The following is a 21948-nucleotide window of genomic DNA, read 5'->3' as shown; positions in this document are numbered from 1 at the left end:
TCTGGTTAGGTAGCCTCCTCTTTGGAGAAAGATATGACAGTAGAAAAATCCGCAATTGAATGGCGTAGACACCTTCACCAATACCCAGAATTTGGCACAGAAGAGTTCAAAACGTCCGAGTTTGTTGCGAACAAATTGGAAGAGTTTGGGCTTGAAGTTCACCGTGGGATCGGTGGCACAGGTGTGGTGGGTATTCTACGTCAAGGTACCAGTGAGCGTAGTATTGGTCTTAGAGCCGATATGGATGCTTTAAGAATTAAAGAAGAGAATACGTTTTGTCATGCGTCAAAACATGAAGGTGCCATGCACGCTTGTGGACATGATGGTCACACAGCCATGTTGCTAGGTGCGGCATGTGAATTGGCTCATAGCCGAAACTTTGATGGTATTGTCTACTTCATTTTCCAACCGGATGAGGAGCGTGGTACTGGCGCGAAAGCTATGATTGCTGATGGTCTGTTTACTCGTTGGAGCATGGACGCGATATATGCGATGCATAATTTGCCTGGCATCCCTGCCGGTATGTTTGTGACTCGTCCGAGTTCGGTAATGGCTAGCGAAAGTAGTTTCGAAATTACTATCAATGCTACAGGTGGTCATGCAGCACTACCGCACATGGGGACTGACCCTATTGTGGTTGGTGCACAGGTGGTTACAGCGTTGCAGACTATTGTTTCTCGTAATCTAAGTGCTATCAACGAAACAGCTGTCATTTCAGTCACAAACTTTGAGACAAATGGCACCGTGAATGTTATCCCATCGCAAGTAATGATCACTGGTGATACGCGAAGCTTTACAGATGAAGCTCTGCACAAGATCAAGAAAGGGATTGAGCGTGTTGTGGCTGGTCAATGTATGTCAGCTGGCGTTGATTACCAATATCACTTTAACAATAGTTTTCTTTCAACAATTAATACGGCAGAGGAAACGCAATATGCGATTAAAGCTGCAGAATCGGTCGTAGGAAAAGATAACGTTATTGGTAATTGTGAGCCATTTACAATTAGTGAAGACTTTTCCTTCATGCTGCGCGAGGTAAAAGGCTGCTATATCTTAGTTGGTAATGGCGTCGGTGAATGCGGTGGAACAGCACTTCACAATCCATTTTATGACTTTAATGACGAAATTTTGGGAACAGGCATACGTTATTGGCAAGCGTTAGTGGAACAGCAATTAGCTAAATAAGCACAACTGGGAAAAGGCATCGACAGAGCCTCTAATATGTCGGTGCCACAATGTGTGTGGATTTGTTGAGCCCGGAGTTGCATTCGTGTACAGATATTCTGAAGCGTTACTGTTGAACTATGACTATAGTTAACCTTGAACTGTACCATTTAATCAAAACTAGACACCGAATTAAGAGGTTTTTCATACTGCTAGCAATTCATTGCTTGCAAATGTTCAAATTCTCGTAAATGATTTTTTGTGCTAAGTTGGCCAACAAAGGGCTTTGAAACTCTCGACAGTAATCTCAGTTGGGTTGAAGCTTTCGTGCGCAGGTACAACGCTGGGAACAAGTACACTGAGCTAAAATATATCATGCCTTCAGAACGTCATAATGAAAAAGATGAAGATATTTTGACGCGCCGAGCTTGAGGTATAGCGAGCAGCAAAACCCTGACTTAGCGATATTAAGAACTGTGAGCCAGTTGGTGAAGTCCACCTAAATCCAGAAAGAGGAACTGCTTAATAAGGAAACGATGACGGCTACCTTGAAAAACGCCGCGAGCTGAGAAGTAGCTTTTGGCTGTAAATCTACTTTTTCTTCGTACCTTGAAAGCTCTTTTAGCCCCACATCGCGCTATAGTGTCCGTTCACAATTTTGACGACGGAACTTTCAAGTGAATGAATCTCAATCCCCCTAGCTGATTTGCAAGCGTATCAGCCAACCCTGAAATGACATTGTAGAGTATGTCTGTCAAAAATTGTTAACTTAGAATAGTGTTGTAACGAATCTATAGTCACAGCAGAGTCTATAATTTCAACGCGTCCTTATTCATTTTAATGCACCGAAATGTAACATAAAATTAACTATAACATTCAAAAGAAGGTTAAAAAATCAGAATAGTTAACTATATGTTGCATAATGTGACCTGTATATCATTTGAACAATGAATTCACTTTTTTTAACTCATTTTTATAATTGAGTTGACTTAGGTCACATTATTTAACCCCAAAACATTCGATGATGTAAATGAACTGTGAATAAGGAGAGCGCATTTTTTAACTTAGCTTTAATTTAGTTAATAAAATGTTTCTTGAAGAAACTGTGTTGTGTCTACGCTATAAAAGGTTGGCTTAATTCCCAACGAAATCAGATGTCACAGACGCAACGGATTATCTAACAAGGATATGTAATGAAGAAATTAGTTACTGTATTGTCACTCTTAACGGTATTAGGTGCAGGTAGTGTATGCGCTGAAACGTGGAAATTTGCATCCGAAGAAGCGAAAAACGATGTTCAAGACATTTATGCTCAAGCTTTTGCTGATTCAATTAAAGAGCAATCTGATGGTGACATTCGCGTTCGAATCTATTATTACGGCCAGCTAGGCACTGAAAACGATATCGTTGAGTTAGCTACCAAGAACACCATCCAATTCGTGAGTGTTGGAGCTGGTCACTTAGGGTCATATGTGCCTGAAATTCAAGTAGTCAGCCTACCTTATCTACTTAATGGTAGCGAAGAAGAAACGCACCAAATCTTAACTGAAAGTACGTCAATTTATGAAGGTCTTGAGCCAAAATTTGAGTCTGTTAACCTTAAACTTCTTTCGATGATGTCTGAAGGTCAAATGCTATGGGGTGCTAACAAAGCGATTCGTTCACCACGAGATTTTGAAAACCAAAAAATCCGTACCTTTACATCCACAATCCCAACAGAAACCTACAAAGCTTTTGGTGCAACCCCAACACCACTCTCTTGGGGGGAAGTATACGGCTCACTGCAGTTGAAAACCATTGATGGTATGGTGAACCCACCTTACTTCATCTACAACGCGAAATGGTATGAAGTGCAAGACTTCCTCATCAACCCAAAGCAGCAGCCTTACGTTTCTACGGTCTCAGTCAACAACCAATGGTTTAAAAAGCAGCCACCAGAAAAACAAGCCATGATTGAAAAAGCCATTGATGTGGCAGACAAAGTCGCTTATGACTATCAAGTTAAGATCAACAGTGAGAACTTAGAAAAGATCAAACAAGAGCGTCCTGATATTCAAATAATTGAATTAACAGATGACGAAATCGCACAATTCAAAAAGCGGGCAGAAAACTTACACAATGTCTATCTAGACGTTGTGTCAGAAACCTACGCTCAAGGTGAGCAAACTCAAGCACGAAAAGATGCTCAAATACTAATCGACAATGTAATGTCTGAAGTAGAAAAAGCGTCCTCAATGTAACTTTTGTTTAAGTTAGATGCTGACACCCCATATGATGTCAGCATCTAAACGGTTATCTATTATGAATCAAACTCAGACAGCCCCTCAATCTGACACATTCAGTGTGTTTACGTTCATCAATAAACTTCTAGAAAAAATCGAAACCACTATCCTCATTTCTGGCATTTTACTGATAATGATCAACTCAGTTAGTAATGCTATTGGGCGATATTTTTTCTCAAAAAGTTTGTATTTTACAGAAGAACTTAATCAGTTTCTCATTGTTTTCATTACTTTTGCTGGATTTTCTTATGCCGTGCGTCAAGGGCGTAACATTAGAATGACGGCACTGTACGACCCCCTGAGTAAAAGCAAGAAAAAATGCCTCATGATCCTGATTTCTTTTTGTTCGGGATTGCTCATGGCTTATCTTTGTTACCTTTCCACCATGTATGTCTTAGATATAAAGGCATTAAACAAGGTTAGCCCAGCGCTGATTATGCCAGTGTATTACGTTTATATCATTATTCCTGTTAGCTTGGGCATTGCCAGTTTACAGTACTTCGGCACAACCTATGTCAATGTTACTCACGAAGAGGTTTATGTCTCCCCTCTAGTTGTCGATAAAAAAGAAGGCGAAGAATGATTGATTTTATTTCTATGGCGATTGTGGGTGAATTTGACACCTATGTAGTAACAGCGGTGCTCAGCATCGTTATGGTAGTGTTTCTTTTCTTAAGTTTCCCAATGATTTTCCCATTAGCCATTGCAACCCTTATTGGCATGATCCATTTTTCAGATGTCGATCCGCAAGTTACCATTCAACAAATGGTGACTGGTATTCAGCCTAATGCACTTATTGCGGTTCCCATGTTCATTTTAGCAGCTGAAATTATGACCAAGGGCAAAACGGCAGATAATCTCCTCAACCTCATCGAAGTCTTTGTCGGCCACCGTCGAGGTGGTTTGCCTATCACAGCGTGTTTAAGCTGCACGCTGTTTGGCTCTGTTTCTGGCTCGACTCAAGCTACGGTGGTTTCTGTCGGTAAGATCATGCGTCCTAAGCTGCTTAAAGCAGGCTATAAAGACAGTTTTACCATGGCATTGATCATTAATGCCAGTGACATTGCTTACCTCATTCCACCTAGCATTGGGCTGATTCTGTTTGGCACATTAGCAAATACCAGTATTGGTGAATTGTTTATTGCTGGCATACTTCCCGGCATTATATTGGCACTCTTCTTTTGTATTTATAGCTATTTTTACAGCGTTAAACACCAAGACAGTCTGGTGAACATTGAACAAAAAAGCTGGGCAGAAAAGATTCCAGTGATAAAAAAGGCCCTTTTACCATTGGGATTCCCATGTTTGATCATTGGTGGTATCTATACTGGGGCTATCACTCCGACGGAAGCCGCTTCATTCGCGGTCCTCTATGCCATCTTCATTGAAGCTGTGATCTATCGTACTCTTGGCTTTAAAGACATCAAAGATGCCGCACTTGCAACCGGTATGATCACCGCGGTTGTTTTTATCCTTGTTGGCATGGGCCAAGCATTCTCGTGGTACATTTCTTTCGAAATGATTCCTCAAGACCTCCTGTCACCATTTAACCTAGAAGACGCATCACAGGAGTTAGTTCTGTTCGTGATCGCTCTGGCTTTTTTCATTGGCTGTATGTTTGTTGACTCCATCGTAGTACTGTTAATTCTTACTCCTATATTTGTTCCTATCTTCACTGCTGTCGGCATTGATCCTGTGTTAGTTGGGGTGATTATCACGCTACAAATGGCAATTGGTTCTGCCACACCACCCTTCGGTTGTGACATTTTTACCGCCATCGCGGTTTTCAAAAAAAACTATTTGGAAGTCATCAAAGGCACCCCCGTATTTATTGCCATTTTGCTCTTTATGTCAGCACTTCTTATCTTGGTACCTGATATCGTGCTATGGCCAAAAAATGTGCTTTTTTCTTAATACTTCATTAGCAGGTTAAATGGGTGTTAAGTGATTGAGTATTTTGTGTGAAAGTTTCGAACTTTATTGTACATTGCTTAGGAAGTAAGAGCAGAGGGTACGATATTAGTTTTAATCTTTATTGTCATGCTTGGTGGTTGGTAGCGACTTAAGGAAAAGGTTTCGGAGGCAGAATAGTTTCAATCTTTAATGTCCTCCGACACTATCTCAAATTTATATCATCTTCTCTAGCCCATTACTGATTGCACTACTGATTTTCTTAGGTACTGGTATTTCAGGTGGTAGTTACCTCATTCAGCTTTACTCTTTCAAACGTATTGGTGTTGAAAAATCAACGATGGCTCTGAACCTAATGCCACTTGTTGGCTACCTTGTCGCGGTACTTACACTGGGTGAGCAAATGGCGATGGGCAAAACCATTATTGTTTCGTTAATTGTTGTTGCACTTTACGTCTTCACAAAATACGAGACAAAAGAAGAGCCGAAAGCAGAGCAAAACCTTAAATCACAAGAAGCTTAAACCGAATTATAACTTATAATATGCGAAGCTATCTGGTTAGGTAGCTTCTTCTTTGGAGAAAGATATGACCGTAGAAAAATCCGCAATTGAGTGGCGTAGACACCTTCACCAGTACCCAGAATTTGGTACAGAAGAGTTCAAAACGTCCGAGTTTGTTGCGAACAAATTGGAAGAGTTTGGGCTTGAAGTTCACCGTGGGGTCGGTGGCACAGGTGTGGTAGGTATTCTACGTCAAGGTACCAGTGAGCGCAGTATTGGTCTTAGAGCCGATATGGATGCTTTGAGAATTAAAGAAGAGAATACGTTTTGTCATGCGTCAAAACATGAAGGTGCCATGCACGCTTGTGGACATGATGGCCACACAGCCATGTTGCTAGGCGCGGCATGTGAATTGTCTCAAAGCCGAAATTTTGATGGTATCGTGTACTTCATTTTCCAACCGGATGAGGAACGTGGTACTGGTGCGAAAGCGATGATTGCCGATGGTCTGTTTACTCGTTGGAATATGGATGCGATATATGCGATGCATAATTTGCCTGGTATCCCTGCTGGTAAGTTTGTGACTCGCCCAAGCTCTGTGATGGCGAGTGAAAGCAGCTTCGAAATCACGATCAACGCAACGGGTGGTCACGCAGCGCTGCCGCACATGGGGACTGACCCTATTGTGGTGGGGGCGCAAGTGGTTACTGCGTTGCAGACCATTGTTTCTCGTAACTTAAGTGCCATTAACGAGACTGCTGTCATCTCCGTGACGAACTTCGAGACCAATGGCACAGTGAATGTGATCCCATCACAAGTGACCATCACCGGCGATACGCGAAGCTTTACCGATGAAGCATTGCACAAGATCGAGAAGGGAATTGAGCGCGTCGTAGCTGGTCAATGCATGTCAGCGGGCGTTGACTACCAATACCGTTTTAACAATAGCTTTCTTTCCACAATTAATACGGCAGAAGAAACGCAACACGCGATTGCGGCGGCAGAAGCCGTCGTAGGTTCAGACAATGTTATTGGCAACTGCGAACCATTTACGATCAGTGAAGACTTCTCCTTCATGCTACGTGAGGTAAAAGGGTGTTACATTCTAGTTGGCAATGGTGTTGGAGAATGTGGTGGAACTGCGCTCCATAACCCGCACTACGACTTCAATGACGATATTCTGGGTACGGGTATGCGTTATTGGCAAACCTTAGTGGAACAGCAGTTAGCTAAGTAATCACGACTGGGGAAAGGCATCGACAAAATCTCTGATCTGTCGGTGCCACAATGTTTGTGAGTTTCGTTAGTTCCGGAGCTGCGTTCGTGAATAGGCATACCTGAGCATTGTCGTTGAACTAACTATGGTTCTAGTGGATTTGAGCTTTGCTATCAAACATTACCGATATTCCATACTTTTAGTAATTCACTATTTGCTAACATTCAGACTCCCGCAAATGATTTCTGTCCAAAAGCGAGTTTCAAACTTTGTTGTCACACTTTCGTTGGATAGCCACATTGATTGAGTCTAAGTGTCGATCTTTATTGTCAGTATTGGGTTCTTTTAGCCACGATAGTAACGCACTTCGGAAATAGAAAAGTTTCAAACTTTAATGTCCTCCGACACCCAAGCGGCACATGCGAGAGTATGTGCCGCTTTTTTGTCTTATTCTAAGCGTAATGGAACGCTCAAGAGCCTTCGCCAGTAGGTTGCTTTCATGACAAAAATGTCATTTTGTTGAAAGGATGGTGTCAGAGGCGGTGTTCAATAATGACCTCATTGAAAACAAGCACTCAAAGGTTAACAACATGAACGCAATCAAAACTGCTCTTTTTGTAACGGTAATGGCAATCACTAGCGCATCTGCATTCGCTCAACCACTTTTCACTGGTGGTAACTACGTGAGCCGCGAAGAGATGAAAACCATCTCAGTTACGCCGACAGCAACGTCAGATGAGGCTTATCAACAGGCACTGTCTGAACTCAATTCACTTAAAACCATGACGGCTCGTGAACTGAATAAAGAGCTCAATATCCTGACGTTTAATGTGAAGTCTCGCAGTACGCATTTAAAAGATGGTGGCTTCGTGACCGTGCAAGAACGCATGAATGAAGATGGTCAGTTGGAATATTTGGGCAAAGTGAATGTCAAAGTGCATTATGCCGAACGCGATAACAATCGATAATGGTTTGCCAATGGGGAAGAGTATGGTGTGGTTCACATCATGCTCTTTTTCGATCTTTATACTAGGTTCTCACCCTCCCGCTAACACACTAGGTAAGTAAAGTTGAAAATATTGATCGTCGAAGATGAGCACAAAGCCGGAGAATATCTGCAAAAAGGTTTGATTGAATCTGGGTATGTGGTGGATTTAGTGCATGATGGGGTCGATGGGCTGTATCACGCTACCAGTGAAGAATATGACTTAATCCTCCTCGACATTATGTTGCCTAAACTCGATGGTTGGCAGGTGCTTAATACATTGCGCAGTAGTGGGATTCACACCCCAGTGATCATGCTGACAGCGAAGGAGCAAGTGGAAGATCGCGTGCGCGGTTTTGAGCTGGGTGCCAATGACTATGTGGTAAAACCTTACGCGTTTGCGGAGCTACTGGCGCGTGTTCAAAACGTATTTCGTCATCATATTACCGCGCAAGTGGTCGCATCGCCGCAAACATTACGTGTGGCAGATTTAGAACTTGATATGATCAAACGCGTTGCCACGCGCGCGGGGCAGTCGATGTCGCTTACCGCCAAAGAATATGCCCTGCTTGAGTTGTTGATGCGCAAAACTGGCCAAGTGCTTTCACGTACCACCATTGCGTCGTTAGTGTGGGATATGAATTTTGACAGCGATACCAATGTGATTGATGTGGCGGTCAAACGTCTGCGTAGCAAAGTGGACAAACCGTTCGATAAACCACTGATTCACACTGTCAGAGGGATGGGCTACAAACTCGAAGAGAGTCGTGATGTCTAAGTTTTCGCTGCCTTTTTCCATGAAAAACAAGCTCGTGCTGATGTTTGTTAGCATGACGTTTGTTACCTATTTTTCTTTGGCTTTCATCCTACAGTACGCCATTGAGCACCACTTTTATTCGCAAGATTTCAGCTATATTTCCAGTAAGTTCAATGCCATTGAGAACGAGTTAAAACGCTCGCCAGAGGATGTGTTCAAGCAAGCGAATAACAGTACGCTCTATATGTGGGTGTTTGAAGGCAAGCAGAACGTGTATCAGAATTCGAGCCTGACGATTCCTCAGAACCGAGCCTACAGCATTAGCTCACCTCAGGTCTTAAATCACGAGCGTGCCATCGAATGGAGTGAGGACTCGCTGAATATTCGCGCGTTTGCGTTTCAAGCTGGGGAGTATCAGGTGGTGCTCGGTATGAGTATCAACCACCATATTTTGTTTTTGGATAAACTCGACTGGATTTTGTTTTGGGCGCTCGGTTTGGCGTTTGTGATTTCTTCAGCGTTGAGCGGTTGGATTGTAAAACGTGGGTTGAAGCCGATTGTGGGATTGAATCAGCACATTCAACAGATATCCCCAGAGCAAATGGGCATTCGTCTCGACCCCGATTCGTTGCCAATAGAACTGCACGAGTTAGCCAACAAACACAACGCGATGCTCGATAGGTTGCAAACTGGTTTTCGCCGCTTGAGGGAGTTTTCTTCTGATATAGCACATGAATTAAAAACGCCACTCACCAACATTACTACGCAAAATCAGGTCATTTTAGGTGCGTGTCGAACGCCTGAAGAGTATCAGGATGCAATTGCCTCAACGTTGGAAGAACTCAACCGCATCACGAAAACCATCAACGATTTGCTCTACATTGCCAAGGCTGAAAACAAGCTCATTCATCGCCATGACGAAGTGTTTGCGGTGCAGGAGGAAATTGACCGTTTGGTCGCGTATTTTGAAATATTGGCCGAAGATGCTGAGGTGCGAATCGTGAGCTCAGGCGACGGTCAGCTCTATATGGACAAAAACATGTTTGAGCGTGCGGTGGGCAACTTGCTCTCCAACGCGGTTCGCCATGCGTATGCTGATTCAACCATTGTGATTGACGTTCAAGTAGTTGATGAATGGGTTACGATATCGGTCAGCAACCAAGGTGACACCATTGCAGAGCAAAACTTACCGTACCTTTTCGACCGTTTTTATCGCGCAGATAAGTCTCGCCAACATGTAGGCAGCGTCGGTGCAGGGCTAGGTTTGTCGATTACCCAATCTATCGTGCAAGCGTATGAAGGACAGATAAAAGTAACATCAGATAAAGAAAAGACGCAGTTTGTTATGATGTTGCCATCGGCAGGTGTCAATGGAAGTGATAAGTTAGTTGAAGCATAAAAGGCAAGCTAAGGCTTGCCTTTGGGACTCAAACTTGTTTGAAGTTATTTGGGTTATTGACCCAGTTGATGAGCCGTTAGAATTGCAGAGTAGACATTTTCTGCCGTCACTGGGAATGGCATATTGTGGATGGTTTCTCCCTCGGCCGTTGAAGCTTCGGCGACCTCGCGCAACTTATTGTGATTAAGCTCTTTAACGCCCATATCAAATAAGTTGGTTGGTAGACCTACCGATCGGCAGAAGGCGAGAACCGTATTAATCTCTTCCATCGCTGCGTTTTCTAACACCAATTGAACAAGCGTGCCGAACGCGACTTTCTCACCATGATAAAGATGATGACACTCTTCGAGCTTGGTTAGGCCGTTATGAATAGCGTGAGCGCCTGCTAGGCCACTGCTTTCAAAACCGATACCGCTTAGGTATGTATTGGCTTCAATAATATTTTCTACCGCTTTGGTGCTCACACCATTTTCTACCGCAGCTTTTGCTTTTACACCATCTTCAAGCAAGGTTTCATAGCAAAGTTTCGCAAGCGCTTGCGCTGAACGCGTCGCTAAACCACCTGCCATTGTTGTCTTACCAGAGGTCATGTTGGCACGAGCTTCAAAGTAGGTGGAGAGCGCATCGCCCATCCCCGATACCAGTAGGCGAACAGGGGCTTTGGCGATGACTGATGTATCCATGATGACCATGTCTGGGTTTTTAGGGATCATCAAATATTCTGCAAACTCACCTTCAGGTGTGTATATCACCGCAAGAGCTGATGTCGGCGCATCAGTCGAGGCAATCGTAGGAACCACCACGACAGGAATTTTGGTGTAAAACGCAACGGCCTTAGCTGTATCTAAGGTTTTACCACCACCAATACCGACAATGACATCGTGTTTTTGAGTCGCACAAATGTCCGTGATGCGTTCAATCTCAACGCGCGAACATTCGCCACCAAAAATGTTCATAGTGAGTGGAAGCTTTTCGTCAGCAAAGCTTTGTTTGACGTCATCACCAACCAGGTTAGTCACGAACTCATCGGCAATGACTAACGGACGTTCACCTAATGTTTTCACATAGTGAGCGATAGATGTAAGTACTTGTTCACCTTGGACGTATTTGCTTGGGCTGATAATAATTTTGTCCATAATTCAAACCTTTAACCTTTTTTATGTGTGTTTTGGACTGCAATGAAAATCCATTGTAGCGATAAGGTTTATATTAGGTTTGGTGAGGTAAGTGGTGAAGGATCTCTCTGGTTTTGTTCCATGCTTTTATGACCTCGGTGTCAAACCGACTGTCAGAAGTAATAAGCATTAGTATGCTTTATGGCGCCGATCACTATTCAAGCGAATCTGTCGTTTTTCGTTTCATATTGAAACGAAAATACCGAAGTCGTTGTTTCAATATGAAACGGATTGATTTTTGTTGAGCACGTTTTTTCTCTGTTTAAGATGAATTCATACCCTACATAAAAATATAAATGGAATGAGATAGAACGATGAAAAAGTTAATTAACCAAGTCGATGATGTTGTATTGCAGCAAATGGAGGGCCTGGCATTGTCTCGCCATGAGCTAAAAGCCAACTACGAGCCTCGTTACATGTGGCACGAGGAAACGCCGGGGCAAGTGGCATTGGTTTCTGGTGGTGGCTGTGGTCATGAACCTTTGCACGCAGGTTTTATTGGTAAAGGCATGCTGACAGGTGCCTGCCCTGGTGAGGTATTTACTTCACCTACGCCTGATCAAATGTACGAATGTGGTAACCAAGTGAATACTGGTGAGGGCGTGCTGTTTATCATTAAAAACTACACCGGCGACGTGTTGAACTTTGAAACGGCCGTGGAGCTCCTTCATACCGATGGCATTAAAGTTGGGTCGGTGTTGGTGGATGACGATGTTGCAGTCAAAGACAGCCTGTATACCGCTGGTCGCCGTGGCGTCGCTGGAACGGTATTGGTTGAGAAGTTAGTTGGGGCTGCCGCGAACAAAGGTTATTCGTTGGAGCAATGTGAAGATCTGGCTCGTCGCGTTAATAATCACTGTCGTTCATTTGGCGTGGCGCTTAATGCTTGTGTTGTGCCAGCGGCGGGTAAACCATCTTTTGTTCTGGAAGATGATGAAGTGGAGTTTGGTGTTGGTATCCATGGTGAACCAGGTATCAAGCGAGTGAAATACACCGACGTCGATACGTTAGTGGATGAAATGTTTGCTGAAGTTGCTGAAAACACACCTTATCAGCGCACTTTGCGTATTTGGAATCGTGACGAAGGTGAATGGGATGAAGTGGAATCCAGCATTGAGCCTTTTGCTGCTGAACACGACTACATTGTGATGGTGAATGGTATGGGCGGTACGCCAACTTCAGAGCTTTACGGAGTATACCGCCGTCTTGCTCATAACTGCGAGCAAGCGGGGTTCCGTATCGTGCGTAATATGGTTGGTAACTTCTGTACGTCACTCGATATGGAAGGCGTTTCAATTACGTTGCTGAAAGCAGATAAAGAGATGTTGGAGCTGTTTGATGCTCCTGTCGATACGGCCGCGATCAAGTGGTAACAGGGGGGAGCAAACATGCAAATTGAAAAACAACATATCGTTCACTGGTTAGAGCTATGTGCAAAAACGTATCAAGAGAATCAAGATTTTCTGACCGACCTTGATCGTGATATTGGTGACGCCGACCACGGTCTCAATATGAACCGCGGCTTTAAAAAAGTTGCTGAAAAACTGCCGCAATTTGCGGACCAAAATATCGGCAGCATTCTCAAGAATACGGGCATGACCTTGCTTTCTAGTGTCGGTGGGGCAAGTGGCCCGCTTTATGGCACGCTGTTTATTCGCACGGCTGCCGCTGTCGGAACTCGAGAGCAATTAACGTTTGAAGAGTTAGTGGATGCACTAAAAAGCGGTGTGGATGGTGTGGTGTCTCGTGGTAAAGCGGAACTGGGTGATAAAACCATGTGTGATGTTTGGTTACCCGTTTTAGTTAGCGTGAAGGCATCGTTAGAAAATGGTATGAGCGCTGACCATTTATTGAATGAAATGGTTGAGCTAGCAGAAACGAACGCGGTTGCCACGATTGAAATGTTGGCGAAAAAAGGGCGAGCAAGCTATTTAGGTGAACGCAGTATTGGTCACCAAGATCCCGGTGCAACCTCTTCTTTGTTAATGATTAAAGCACTACAGCAGGCAATAGCAGGTAATTAAGATGGTGGGAATTGTAGTTGTATCTCATAGTCGTCGCCTTGCAGAAGGGGTGGCCGAACTTGCCACCCAAATGACGCAAGGCAAAGCCAAGCTTGCGATTGCGGCTGGGATTGATGATCCAGAGAACCCGATCGGAACTGATGCCATTGCCGTGATGGAAGCGATTGAGCAGGTACAAGATCAACAAGGGGTTGTTGTATTGATGGATCTTGGCAGCGCGTTGCTTAGCACGGAAATGGCTCTGGATCTGATTGATGATCATGTGAGGGAAAATGTCACCCTTATCTCGGCCCCTATTGTTGAAGGAACCATGGCGGCGTCGGTGGCTGCTGCTGCCGGACTACCTTTATCGACGGTAGTCGAAGAGGCACAGAATGCGTTAAGCGTAAAACGAGAGCACCTTGGTGATCAGCCACTAACATCCGCTGAGATAGTGCCAGTATCAGAGAACTTTGAGCAAGAGCGGACATTTGATTGGGTAGTACAAAATCCGCATGGATTACATGCTCGTCCCGCTGCGGCCATTGTTGGTGCACTCGCGCCTTTTGATTGCCAATTATGGTTGAAAAAAGGCGAGCGCCGTGTGAACGCGAAAAGCTTAAACAGCATTGCGAAACTTGGCGTTCGTAGCCAAGAGACGATCACGCTGTGCGCACTCGGCTCTCAATCCAGTGAAGCAATCAAGGCATTTGAAGCCTTAGCTAGTGAGCACTTTGGAGAAAAAGAGGCGGTTGAGCAAGGCATTATCGAGCCTGAAGAGAGCACGGATACTTTGCTCGATGACATGGTCCCAAATCAGATTGAAGGTGCTGTTGTTGGTATTCGAGTCAATGACGGTATCGCTACTGCTCCAGTTGTCCTTTTTACTCATGAAATGCCAGCAGTGCCTGAACGTGATTTCCAAAGTGAACAAGATGAAATTGAACGGGTCAAGCATGCGATAGGCGTGGTTGTTCAACATTTGCAGGAGCAAGCGAAGCAGCCGAAAGGGGAAATATTTTCTGCTCATAGCATGATGCTCAGTGACCCAGAATTATGGGCATCGGTCGAGTCGCGAATTCAAACGGGCATGATAGCCGAGCAAGCTTGGATAGAATCACTGCAAACGTTGGCCGAAGAGTTTCGCCAGGCAGAAAGTCAGTACATGCGGGAGCGCGAAGCAGATGTGCATGATATCGCACGCCAAGTTATGGTCGAAATGACAGGCGTAACGCCAAATGCCATCGACATTCAGGAACCGAGTATTTTGTTGGCCCGTGACCTGATGCCTTCTGATGTGGCCGGGCTTGATAAATCGAAAGTGCTTGGTATCTGTTTGAGTGAAGGAGGGAAAACCTCTCACAGTGCGATTCTTGCTCGTGCGATGGGGATTCCTGCCATCGTTAAAGCTCAGGGCTGCCTTGATGCTGTGCGTGCTGGTCAAGTGGTGACTATTGATGGCTTCCGAGGACATTTATGGTTCTCTCCTTCAGATGTCGTACAGCAGGAATTAGAAGCTCAGCAAATTGAGTGGCAAAACTCCCGACAAAGTTCGCTAGCGAGTGCTCAGCAAGCCGCAGTCACCTGTGATGGCGTCCATATTCCAGTATTCGCCAATATTGGCGGACCAAAGGATATTGATGATGCGCTAACATCGGGGGCTGAGGGCGTTGGTCTATTTCGGACTGAGTTTCTATTTCAAAACAGTGATGAATTGCCAACTGAGGAAGCGCAATATCAAGTGTATCGTGATATTGCCGCCGCACTTGGTGATAAGCCACTTACGATTCGTAGTTTAGATGTTGGCGGTGACAAGCCTTTAGCCGCTTACCCTATGCCATCGGAAGATAATCCATTTTTAGGTTTGAGAGGGGTGCGGTTGTGCCTTCAACATGAGTCATTGTTTACCGCCCAACTTCGAGCCATTCTGAGAGCCTTTCACGAGCAACCGAATATTCAATTGATGATACCGATGGTGGCTCAGGTTGAAGAAGTGAGAAAAGTAAAAGCGCTGTTGGCGCATCAAGCAAACCAACTCGGCTTGGATGCGACTCATTTGCCTGTCGGTATTATGATTGAAGTACCCGCCGCGGTGTTGAATGCTGATGCGTTAGCCCAAGAAGTCGACTTTTTCTCTATCGGCACCAATGATTTGACTCAATATGTTATGGCTGCCGATCGAGGCAACGCCGCCGTTGCCGAATTGGTGAACTACTTTGAACCATCGGTACTAAAAGCCATTGAACTCACATGTGCAGCAGGCGATCGCGCGGGCATACCGGTCAGTATGTGTGGCGAGATGGCTGGCGATCCAAATGCCACAGAAACATTGCTTCGCGTGGGGTTGCGAAAATTCAGCGCCAGTTCGAGTCTGCTACCGGGACTAAAAGCGCAGATTCGTCAGCTGTCTGTTGATGTTTAATCGACACCGTATCGTTAGTACATCTACACCGGCGTGCTTACGCCGGTTTTACTTTTGTTATAGGAACGCCACTTCACGGCTTAATACAGCTTCATTTGCTCCTGCAGCCCAAACTTATTAATTTTTCTCCATAAGGTCGTGCGGCCAATTTGCAATGCTTTCGCCATATCATGCATTTTTCCATCACACTGATTCCAAGCGTGAACGATAGCCCTTCTCTCGGCTTCTTCTAGCGTGATTACCGGCGTATTCTCTGCGGTATGGCGAGAATTCAGTTTAATGTCTTCTGGAATATCGTTCAGCTTAATTAAGTTCGAACTGCGGTTAAGCAAAATTCGCTCAGTTCGGTTTCTTAATTCGGAGTTATTGCCTGACCAACGAAAATTCATCAACGCTTCCAGTGCGACTGGCTCTATCGAGATCGTCACATTGTGGCGGCGCTCATAATGGCTGATAAGCTGCTGGACGAGAAATTCAATATCTTCTTTGCGCTTTCTTAGTGGTGGAATATGCAGCTCGTTCGAGGAGATTTCATAATAAAGTTGCCGACCAAATGAGCGCTGAGTGACATACTCGCTGATCTCTGAAGCGGTGCTGGTAATAAGTTGAAAATCTACGGGGATCAATCGCAAACTGTCGCTGCGGCTGACGAGCCCAGTTTTTAACAACTTAAGTAGCACGGCTTGTAAATCGGGTGACAGATATTCCACCTTTTCCAAAAAGAGCGTACCGCCATGGGCGAGTTCAAACTTAGAGGGCATGCCTTGTCCCTCGTCGTATCCCAGAGTTTCTTTGACCAGTTGTTCTGTATTGATGGAGCGGCAGTTGAGTGTAATGAACGGCCCTTCTTTGTAGGCGCTTTCATTATGAATCGCCATGGCGAGAGTAGCTTTTCCTACGCCTTCTTCACCCGTAATTAGAATCGGTGATTTGGACTTTATGGCCCGCTTTGCCACGGTAATGACGTGCTTCATTTTTCGTGAAATGACAGGCAAAGTGCTGAATGTATAGCGCGCACTGCCACCTATTTGTTGTTGAGCAAGTTCGCGAATTTTATCGATAGGGTGCAAGAACAATAAGTGTGTGCCGTCGTTGAGTGGACGCAAGGTAATGATTGCCTCAACAAACTCTCCACGAACTTCTACCGTTGTGAGTTTGCGGTTGATGTTTGCACCCGACTCAATACTATTGAGGACATTTGGCGGGAAGCGTAAAACAGAAAAGACTTCTTTATCCAAGACCTGACTGGCTTCAATGTTTAACAAGCGCTCTGATTGATGATTTACCATGGTGATACGGCTTTCTTCATCCCAGGCAAGAAGGCCGTCATCCATGCATTCTAGTGTTGCGTTGTGAGCACAAGTGAGGCGGTTAATGTTTTCTTGTTCCGACTGAATATGGATTTGCAAGCTGACTTCTTTCGCGCTCGACGCGATGATGACTAAGTCTTCTTTCTTATAGCTTTCCGCTTTTTTGAAAAGGCATGTTGTACCGCGTAATTTGCCAAATTGGTCGAAAACAGGCGCCGCTACAGAGGCATAAGAGTGTAAGTGGCGATTGAAATGTTCTGCAGCAAAAACTTCACATGGGATGTGAGTGTTGATACAGAGATTGACTGCATTTGTGCCAATTTTCCCTTCAGACAGAAAGCAGCCTTGTTTAATACCGAGTGCTTGCATCTCTTGTCGCATAGAGTCGTGCCCGACGGTGGAGAGAATACAGCCGTTGCCATCAGTCACCATCAATAGCAGGTCTTCGTCTCCTAGCATGTCGTAAGTGTCTTCAAGTACGGTAGTGGCGCATTCGATGAGGTGCTCGTTGCGTTTCATCAGAGATGAGAAGGTAAATCCAGAGGCAATATGTGGCTTTGACCAGGTGTAAGGACTGCATTGCTTTATGCAACGCTCCCACGACTCAAGTACGGGAGTGCGGGAAAATTCTGGAGATACCCAATGGTGTTTCTGGAAAAACGCCCATTTGGTTTTAGTGTCTTCGATTGAAAGCATGCCATACCGTTTCAATGCCAGCGATAGATTGGTCTGATATTACAGAGACATACGAATATGGACTGTGATGGCTTTCACGCACGTCATACAGAAAGGATACGCAAAGAAAAGAGGCTAGTAGAGAAGGCGTTCCTTGCCGGAGGTTGGGTTAAAAAGGGCTGTCTTTGCCCAGTTCGTTACAGATCTCGACAATGGCGAGCGAGAGACCTGATTTTATTATTTGTTGCTGGCGTTGAAGTTGGAGTTGATAAAACTCAAGGTCGATGTCGTCATCAGGTTCGTTGACTTCTAATTGCACCATGCCCATTTTCTTTACCAGATGCAGCTTTTTGATTGGCTCTAGAATATTTGGATCAGTGAACTCGTAGTCGGATGCATCGCTATTGAGTCGGTTTTTAAGCTTAATGATGTCTTCAATATCATGATAAATATCGTCTGGGAGGACGCCTAAGCCAAATAGGAGTTTCAAACGAACGGAGAGATCGCCCAGCGGTCCGGAGTCTTGCAGTAGGGGACCAACAACCGATTGCACGGCGAAGTTATCTTTACGAAAGATCCTTTGTATTAGCCCGTCGATGGAATCGTTGAACACATCGACTGCTGCAATAAAAAAGCCTCGTACCGATGGCGCGCTGTTTAATCGTTCAATGATCTCGGTTTCGTTGATGTTATCTGCCATATACTGAGTAACTGTTTAAAATTATATTTATGGGGAGCAGAGCTCCCCTTGATTCGATTAAAGCTGGTGGTAAATCACTTCGATTTGAGCCACTTCAACACTGTCTTCAGCCAGGCCAGTGTACGTTGCTAGCGTTTTCTTTACGCCCACGGCTTTTAATGAGGTTTGTAATTCCACCGCTTGTGGGTCGGTGTCGTTAGTGTACTTCAAGGCAGCGGCAATGCCTTTCAAAAGTGTTTTATTTTCAGTGCCATACTCGATTGTACCGAGTAATGGCTTCACTAATCTATCATTTGCACCCAATTTACGAATTGGTTGTCGTCCAACGCGATCCACTTCATCCACTAAATATGGGTTGGCGAAGCGACCTAGAATCTTTTCGATGTAAGCGTTGTGCATATCACGGTCGAAGCCGTAACGACGAATCAACACTTCGCCACTTTCCTGCATTGCTTGTTTTACTTCAGCATGAATGCTTGGGTCTTCAATTGCTTCACGAATGGTACGGTGCCCTTTCAAACAACCTAAATAAGCGGTAATGCAGTGACCTGTGTTTAGGGTGAACAGCTTACGTTCGACAAAGGCCATTAGGTTGTTGGTCTTTTCCATGCCTGAGATGTCAGGGATTTCGCCCTTGAATTGCTGTTCATCCACAATCCATTCACTAAAGCTTTCTACCGTGACTTCTAGTGGGTCATCGTTGGCGGCTTCTGCTGGTGGCACGATGCGGTCTACCGCTGAATCAACAAAGCCAACCAACTCGTCTGCCTTTGTGTGCAGCGATTCATCCAGATGTTTGTATACTTCGCCTTTTAGGTGTGTGGTACCACGCACCATATTTTCACAGGCGATGATGTTAAGTGGCGCGTCATTACCAGCTTCAAAACGTTTGGCGATACCTTTCGCGATGGTTTTCGCGATGATATCTAATACGTTTGGACCGACCGCTGTGGTAACCAAATCGGTTTTGACGATGCGATCAATCACGTCATCACTGGCTGAGTTTACCGCTGTGACGTGGGTAACAGTGTCGATTTGGCACTCGGTGCCCACGACTTTCACTTTGTATTCTTGTTTGTGGCTGAGCTGGTCTACCAACGGCGCATCAACGTCAGCGAAAGTGACCTCGACTTCTGCGTCTGCTAAGAGTTTACCGATGAAACCACGACCGATGTTACCTGCACCAAAATGAACTGCGTTTTTCATAATTCTTACCTACCAATATCTGAAAATGTTGACTTACGAAACTAGGGTGAGGCCAACCGCATAGGGGGTGACAGCTGACCTCATTTGCCTCAGGAGCAAATTAAAGGAGTAATTAAGCCGCTTGTTGACCGCCAAGGATGTTCAGAATCTCTTCTACATCGTTGGTGCTAGTTAGCTTCTCAATTGCCTCCGGCTCATCGAGCGCGTTTGTAATGGTGGTAATCACCTGGATGTGCTCATCGTTCTTAGCGGCAATGCCGATAACCAGTTTCGCTACATCATCGTCGTCTTCAGTAAATTGGATACCCGATGGGTATTGGCAGATTACAATGCCGGTTTTCTTCACGCGGTCTTTCGCTTCTACCGTACCGTGAGGTACAGCGATAGATTCGCCTAGGTAAGTTGGAACCAACGCTTCACGCTCAAACATCGCGTCTACGTATTCTGGTTCTGCGTAGCCAAGTTCAACCAATTTGTTGCCTGCAAAGCGAATGGCTTCTTCTTTGTTGGCTGCTTTCAAACCTAGGTGAATGTTCTCACGCTGGATTTGGAATACAGATGGTTGTTGTGGCTCAAAGCTGTCGTCGTTTGCCGCCATGACTGACACTTTTACCATCTGGTCGTCATTGGCTGCGGATTGGTTTTGTGCTGCTAGTAGTTTGGTGACTAGCTGGTTGTACATTTCACTGTCTAGGAAGTTAGTCAATGAAATGTGGTGTGCGTGTGGAGCATGCTTACGTGCACGATCCGTTAAGTCTTTATGAGTAACCACGATATCTGCACTCTCTGGTAAGCTGTTAATGGCAAGGTTAGTTACGTGGATGTTCAGACCTGCGTCTTGAACCTTTTTGCGTAGCATGCTCGCGCCCATTGCACTCGAGCCCATGCCCGCATCACAAGCGACAATGATGCTTTGTACTGTCGCTAGGTCTACGTCACCTTTGCTTTGGCTATTTACCACCGCATCGTTTTTAGATGCAGATTTCATGTCTTTCATTTGTGATGTTGCTTTTTCTAGTGCTACTTCATCACCGTCTTCTTCTGTTGACGTTTGTGTCTTCATTAGCAGTGCTGCTACGGCGAATGACACACCTGTTGCGGCTGCGATAGACGCTAGAACACCAACGATTGAACCTTTCTGAGTCATCAACAAGATTGCGAAGATTGAGCCTGGTGATGCTGGAGAAACGATACCTGCGTTAAACATAGTTAGAACGAATACGCCCGTCATACCACCTGCGATAGCCGCAAGGATTAGGCGAGGGTTCATTAGGATGTAAGGGAAGTAAATCTCGTGGATACCGCCGAAGAAGTGGATGATGGATGCACCACCTGCCGTTTGACGAGCCGTACCTTTACCAAACACCATGTAAGCCAGCAGAATACCTAGACCAGGACCTGGGTTCGCTTCGATCAAGAAGAAGATCGATTGACCAGTTTCAGACGCTTGCTGAATACCCAGTGGAGAGAAGATGCCGTGGTTGATCGCGTTGTTTAGGAACAGGATCTTCGCTGGCTCAACAAAAATAGAAGTCAGTGGCAGAAGGTGCGCTGAAACAAGGAAGTTTACGCCTGCTGCCAATGCGCCTGAAAGCACTTTGACAAATGGACCGATAAGGAAGAAAGCCAAAATGGCGCACAGCATACCAATGATGCCCGCAGAGAAGTTGTTCACCAACATCTCGAAGCCGCTTTTTACTTTACCGTCGATGTAGTTATCGAATTTTTTGATTGCCCAGCCGCCCATTGGGCCGACCATCATTGCACCCATAAACATTGGGATGTCGGTACCGACAATCACACCCATGGTAGTGATTGCACCAACGACCGCGCCGCGATCGCCGCCCACTAATTTACCACCGGTGTAACCGATCAGTAGTGGCAGCAAGTAAGTGATCATAGGACCAACCATGGAAGCTAACGTCTCATTTGGTAGCCATCCGGTTGGGATAAATAGAGCAGTGATAAAGCCCCACGCGATAAACGCGCCGATGTTAGGCATTACCATGTTTGACAGAAAACGACCAAAATTTTGTATCTTGATCTTGGCATCTGGTGATATCATAACAATTCCCCGTTCGATGTTCTGATGAATATGTTGTCGTAAACGGTTCGCCAAAACCGCTTGTTTGATTGCTTAGTACCCAATCAATTTACCACACATTTTCCAATTGGAACTGACGACGGGTTTTTCGTGATCAACCCCCGCATTTCTTCGGATGAAAAGCATTTTTTAAGTGA

16 protein-coding genes and 1 pseudogene are annotated in these 21948 nt (G+C 45.1%); 12 read left to right on the top strand and 5 right to left on the bottom strand.

Going from position 1 to position 21948, the window contains the following annotated elements; genetic code table 11:
• Positions 1-33 precede the first annotated feature (33 nt).
• The 9 genes and pseudogenes from L3V30_RS13670 to L3V30_RS13630 all read left to right on the top strand — a co-directional run bounded on the left by L3V30_RS13670 (position 34) and on the right by L3V30_RS13630 (position 10216).
• The gene (locus L3V30_RS13670; protein ID WP_237309100.1) at positions 34-1185 is read left to right on the top strand and encodes a M20 aminoacylase family protein; all 1152 of its coding nucleotides are present in this window, start codon (positions 34-36) and stop codon (positions 1183-1185) included.
• A gap of 1172 nt (positions 1186-2357) precedes the next feature.
• Positions 2358-3404, top strand: a complete 1047-nt coding sequence (gene dctP, locus L3V30_RS13665) for a TRAP transporter substrate-binding protein DctP (protein WP_237309099.1) — start codon at positions 2358-2360, stop codon at positions 3402-3404.
• Between the two features lie 61 nt (positions 3405-3465).
• Positions 3466-4029, top strand: a complete 564-nt coding sequence (locus L3V30_RS13660; protein WP_237309098.1) for a TRAP transporter small permease — start codon at positions 3466-3468, stop codon at positions 4027-4029.
• Positions 4026-5360: a TRAP transporter large permease gene (locus tag L3V30_RS13655; RefSeq protein WP_237309097.1), complete on the top strand. Its 1335-nt coding sequence runs from the start codon at positions 4026-4028 to the stop codon at positions 5358-5360. The genes L3V30_RS13660 and L3V30_RS13655 overlap by 4 nt, the downstream gene beginning before the upstream one ends.
• A gap of 202 nt (positions 5361-5562) precedes the next feature.
• A pseudogene (locus L3V30_RS13650) lies at positions 5563-5880 on the top strand (EamA family transporter); the annotation flags it as partial.
• A gap of 64 nt (positions 5881-5944) precedes the next feature.
• The gene (locus tag L3V30_RS13645) at positions 5945-7096 is read left to right on the top strand and encodes a M20 aminoacylase family protein (protein ID WP_237309096.1); all 1152 of its coding nucleotides are present in this window, start codon (positions 5945-5947) and stop codon (positions 7094-7096) included.
• 569 nt (positions 7097-7665) lie between these two features.
• The gene (locus L3V30_RS13640) at positions 7666-8043 is read left to right on the top strand and encodes a DUF3316 domain-containing protein (protein WP_031815906.1); all 378 of its coding nucleotides are present in this window, start codon (positions 7666-7668) and stop codon (positions 8041-8043) included.
• 102 nt (positions 8044-8145) lie between these two features.
• Complete coding sequence (locus L3V30_RS13635; protein WP_237309095.1) at positions 8146-8838, top strand: heavy metal response regulator transcription factor; 693 nt, start codon at positions 8146-8148, stop codon at positions 8836-8838.
• Positions 8831-10216, top strand: coding sequence for a heavy metal sensor histidine kinase (locus L3V30_RS13630; RefSeq protein ID WP_237309094.1), 1386 nt, complete (start codon positions 8831-8833; stop codon positions 10214-10216). Before L3V30_RS13635 ends, L3V30_RS13630 begins: the two co-directional genes overlap by 8 nt.
• A gap of 53 nt (positions 10217-10269) precedes the next feature.
• On the opposite strand, the gene L3V30_RS13625 is transcribed toward L3V30_RS13630, so the two are convergent.
• On the bottom strand, positions 10270-11352 hold the full coding sequence (locus L3V30_RS13625; protein ID WP_237309093.1) for a glycerol dehydrogenase: 1083 nt from the start codon (positions 11350-11352) through the stop codon (positions 10270-10272).
• Positions 11353-11705: 353 nt separating this feature from the next.
• Here L3V30_RS13625 and dhaK point away from each other — a divergent pair, with 353 nt between their 5' ends.
• Genes dhaK through ptsP form a run of 3 tightly spaced genes read left to right on the top strand, consistent with a single transcriptional unit; the run spans position 11706 to position 15816 of the window.
• Entirely contained in the window at positions 11706-12764 is a 1059-nt protein-coding gene (gene dhaK, locus L3V30_RS13620; RefSeq protein WP_237309092.1) for a dihydroxyacetone kinase subunit DhaK, read from the top strand.
• A gap of 15 nt (positions 12765-12779) precedes the next feature.
• Positions 12780-13415: a dihydroxyacetone kinase subunit DhaL gene (gene dhaL, locus L3V30_RS13615; RefSeq protein WP_005379705.1), complete on the top strand. Its 636-nt coding sequence runs from the start codon at positions 12780-12782 to the stop codon at positions 13413-13415.
• A 1-nt stretch (position 13416) separates the two neighbouring features.
• A complete protein-coding gene (gene ptsP, locus L3V30_RS13610; RefSeq protein ID WP_237309091.1) occupies positions 13417-15816 on the top strand; it encodes a phosphoenolpyruvate--protein phosphotransferase in 2400 nt (799 codons plus the stop codon).
• A gap of 80 nt (positions 15817-15896) precedes the next feature.
• Here the strand turns inward: ptsP and dhaR are convergent, their stop codons facing one another.
• The 4 genes from dhaR to L3V30_RS13590 all read right to left on the bottom strand — a co-directional run bounded on the left by dhaR (position 15897) and on the right by L3V30_RS13590 (position 21772).
• Positions 15897-17822 (bottom strand): dihydroxyacetone kinase operon transcriptional regulator DhaR, encoded by a 1926-nt coding sequence (gene dhaR, locus L3V30_RS13605; protein WP_237309090.1) that lies wholly within the window; start codon positions 17820-17822, stop codon positions 15897-15899.
• A gap of 148 nt (positions 17823-17970) precedes the next feature.
• A complete protein-coding gene (locus tag L3V30_RS13600) occupies positions 17971-18501 on the bottom strand; it encodes an MltR family transcriptional regulator (RefSeq protein WP_012841150.1) in 531 nt (176 codons plus the stop codon).
• Positions 18502-18558: 57 nt separating this feature from the next.
• Positions 18559-19707 (bottom strand): mannitol-1-phosphate 5-dehydrogenase, encoded by a 1149-nt coding sequence (locus L3V30_RS13595; RefSeq protein WP_237309089.1) that lies wholly within the window; start codon positions 19705-19707, stop codon positions 18559-18561.
• Positions 19708-19819: 112 nt separating this feature from the next.
• Positions 19820-21772, bottom strand: coding sequence for a PTS mannitol transporter subunit IICBA (locus L3V30_RS13590; protein ID WP_237309088.1), 1953 nt, complete (start codon positions 21770-21772; stop codon positions 19820-19822).
• Positions 21773-21948 lie beyond the last annotated feature (176 nt).

Origin of the sequence: Vibrio sp. A1-1 (assembly GCF_021728175.1) — a bacterium.
GTDB classification, from domain to species: Bacteria; Pseudomonadota; Gammaproteobacteria; order Enterobacterales; family Vibrionaceae; genus Vibrio; species Vibrio diabolicus.
Note: the sequence above shows the minus strand (reverse complement) of the source record. Positions and strands in the feature narration are given on the sequence as shown.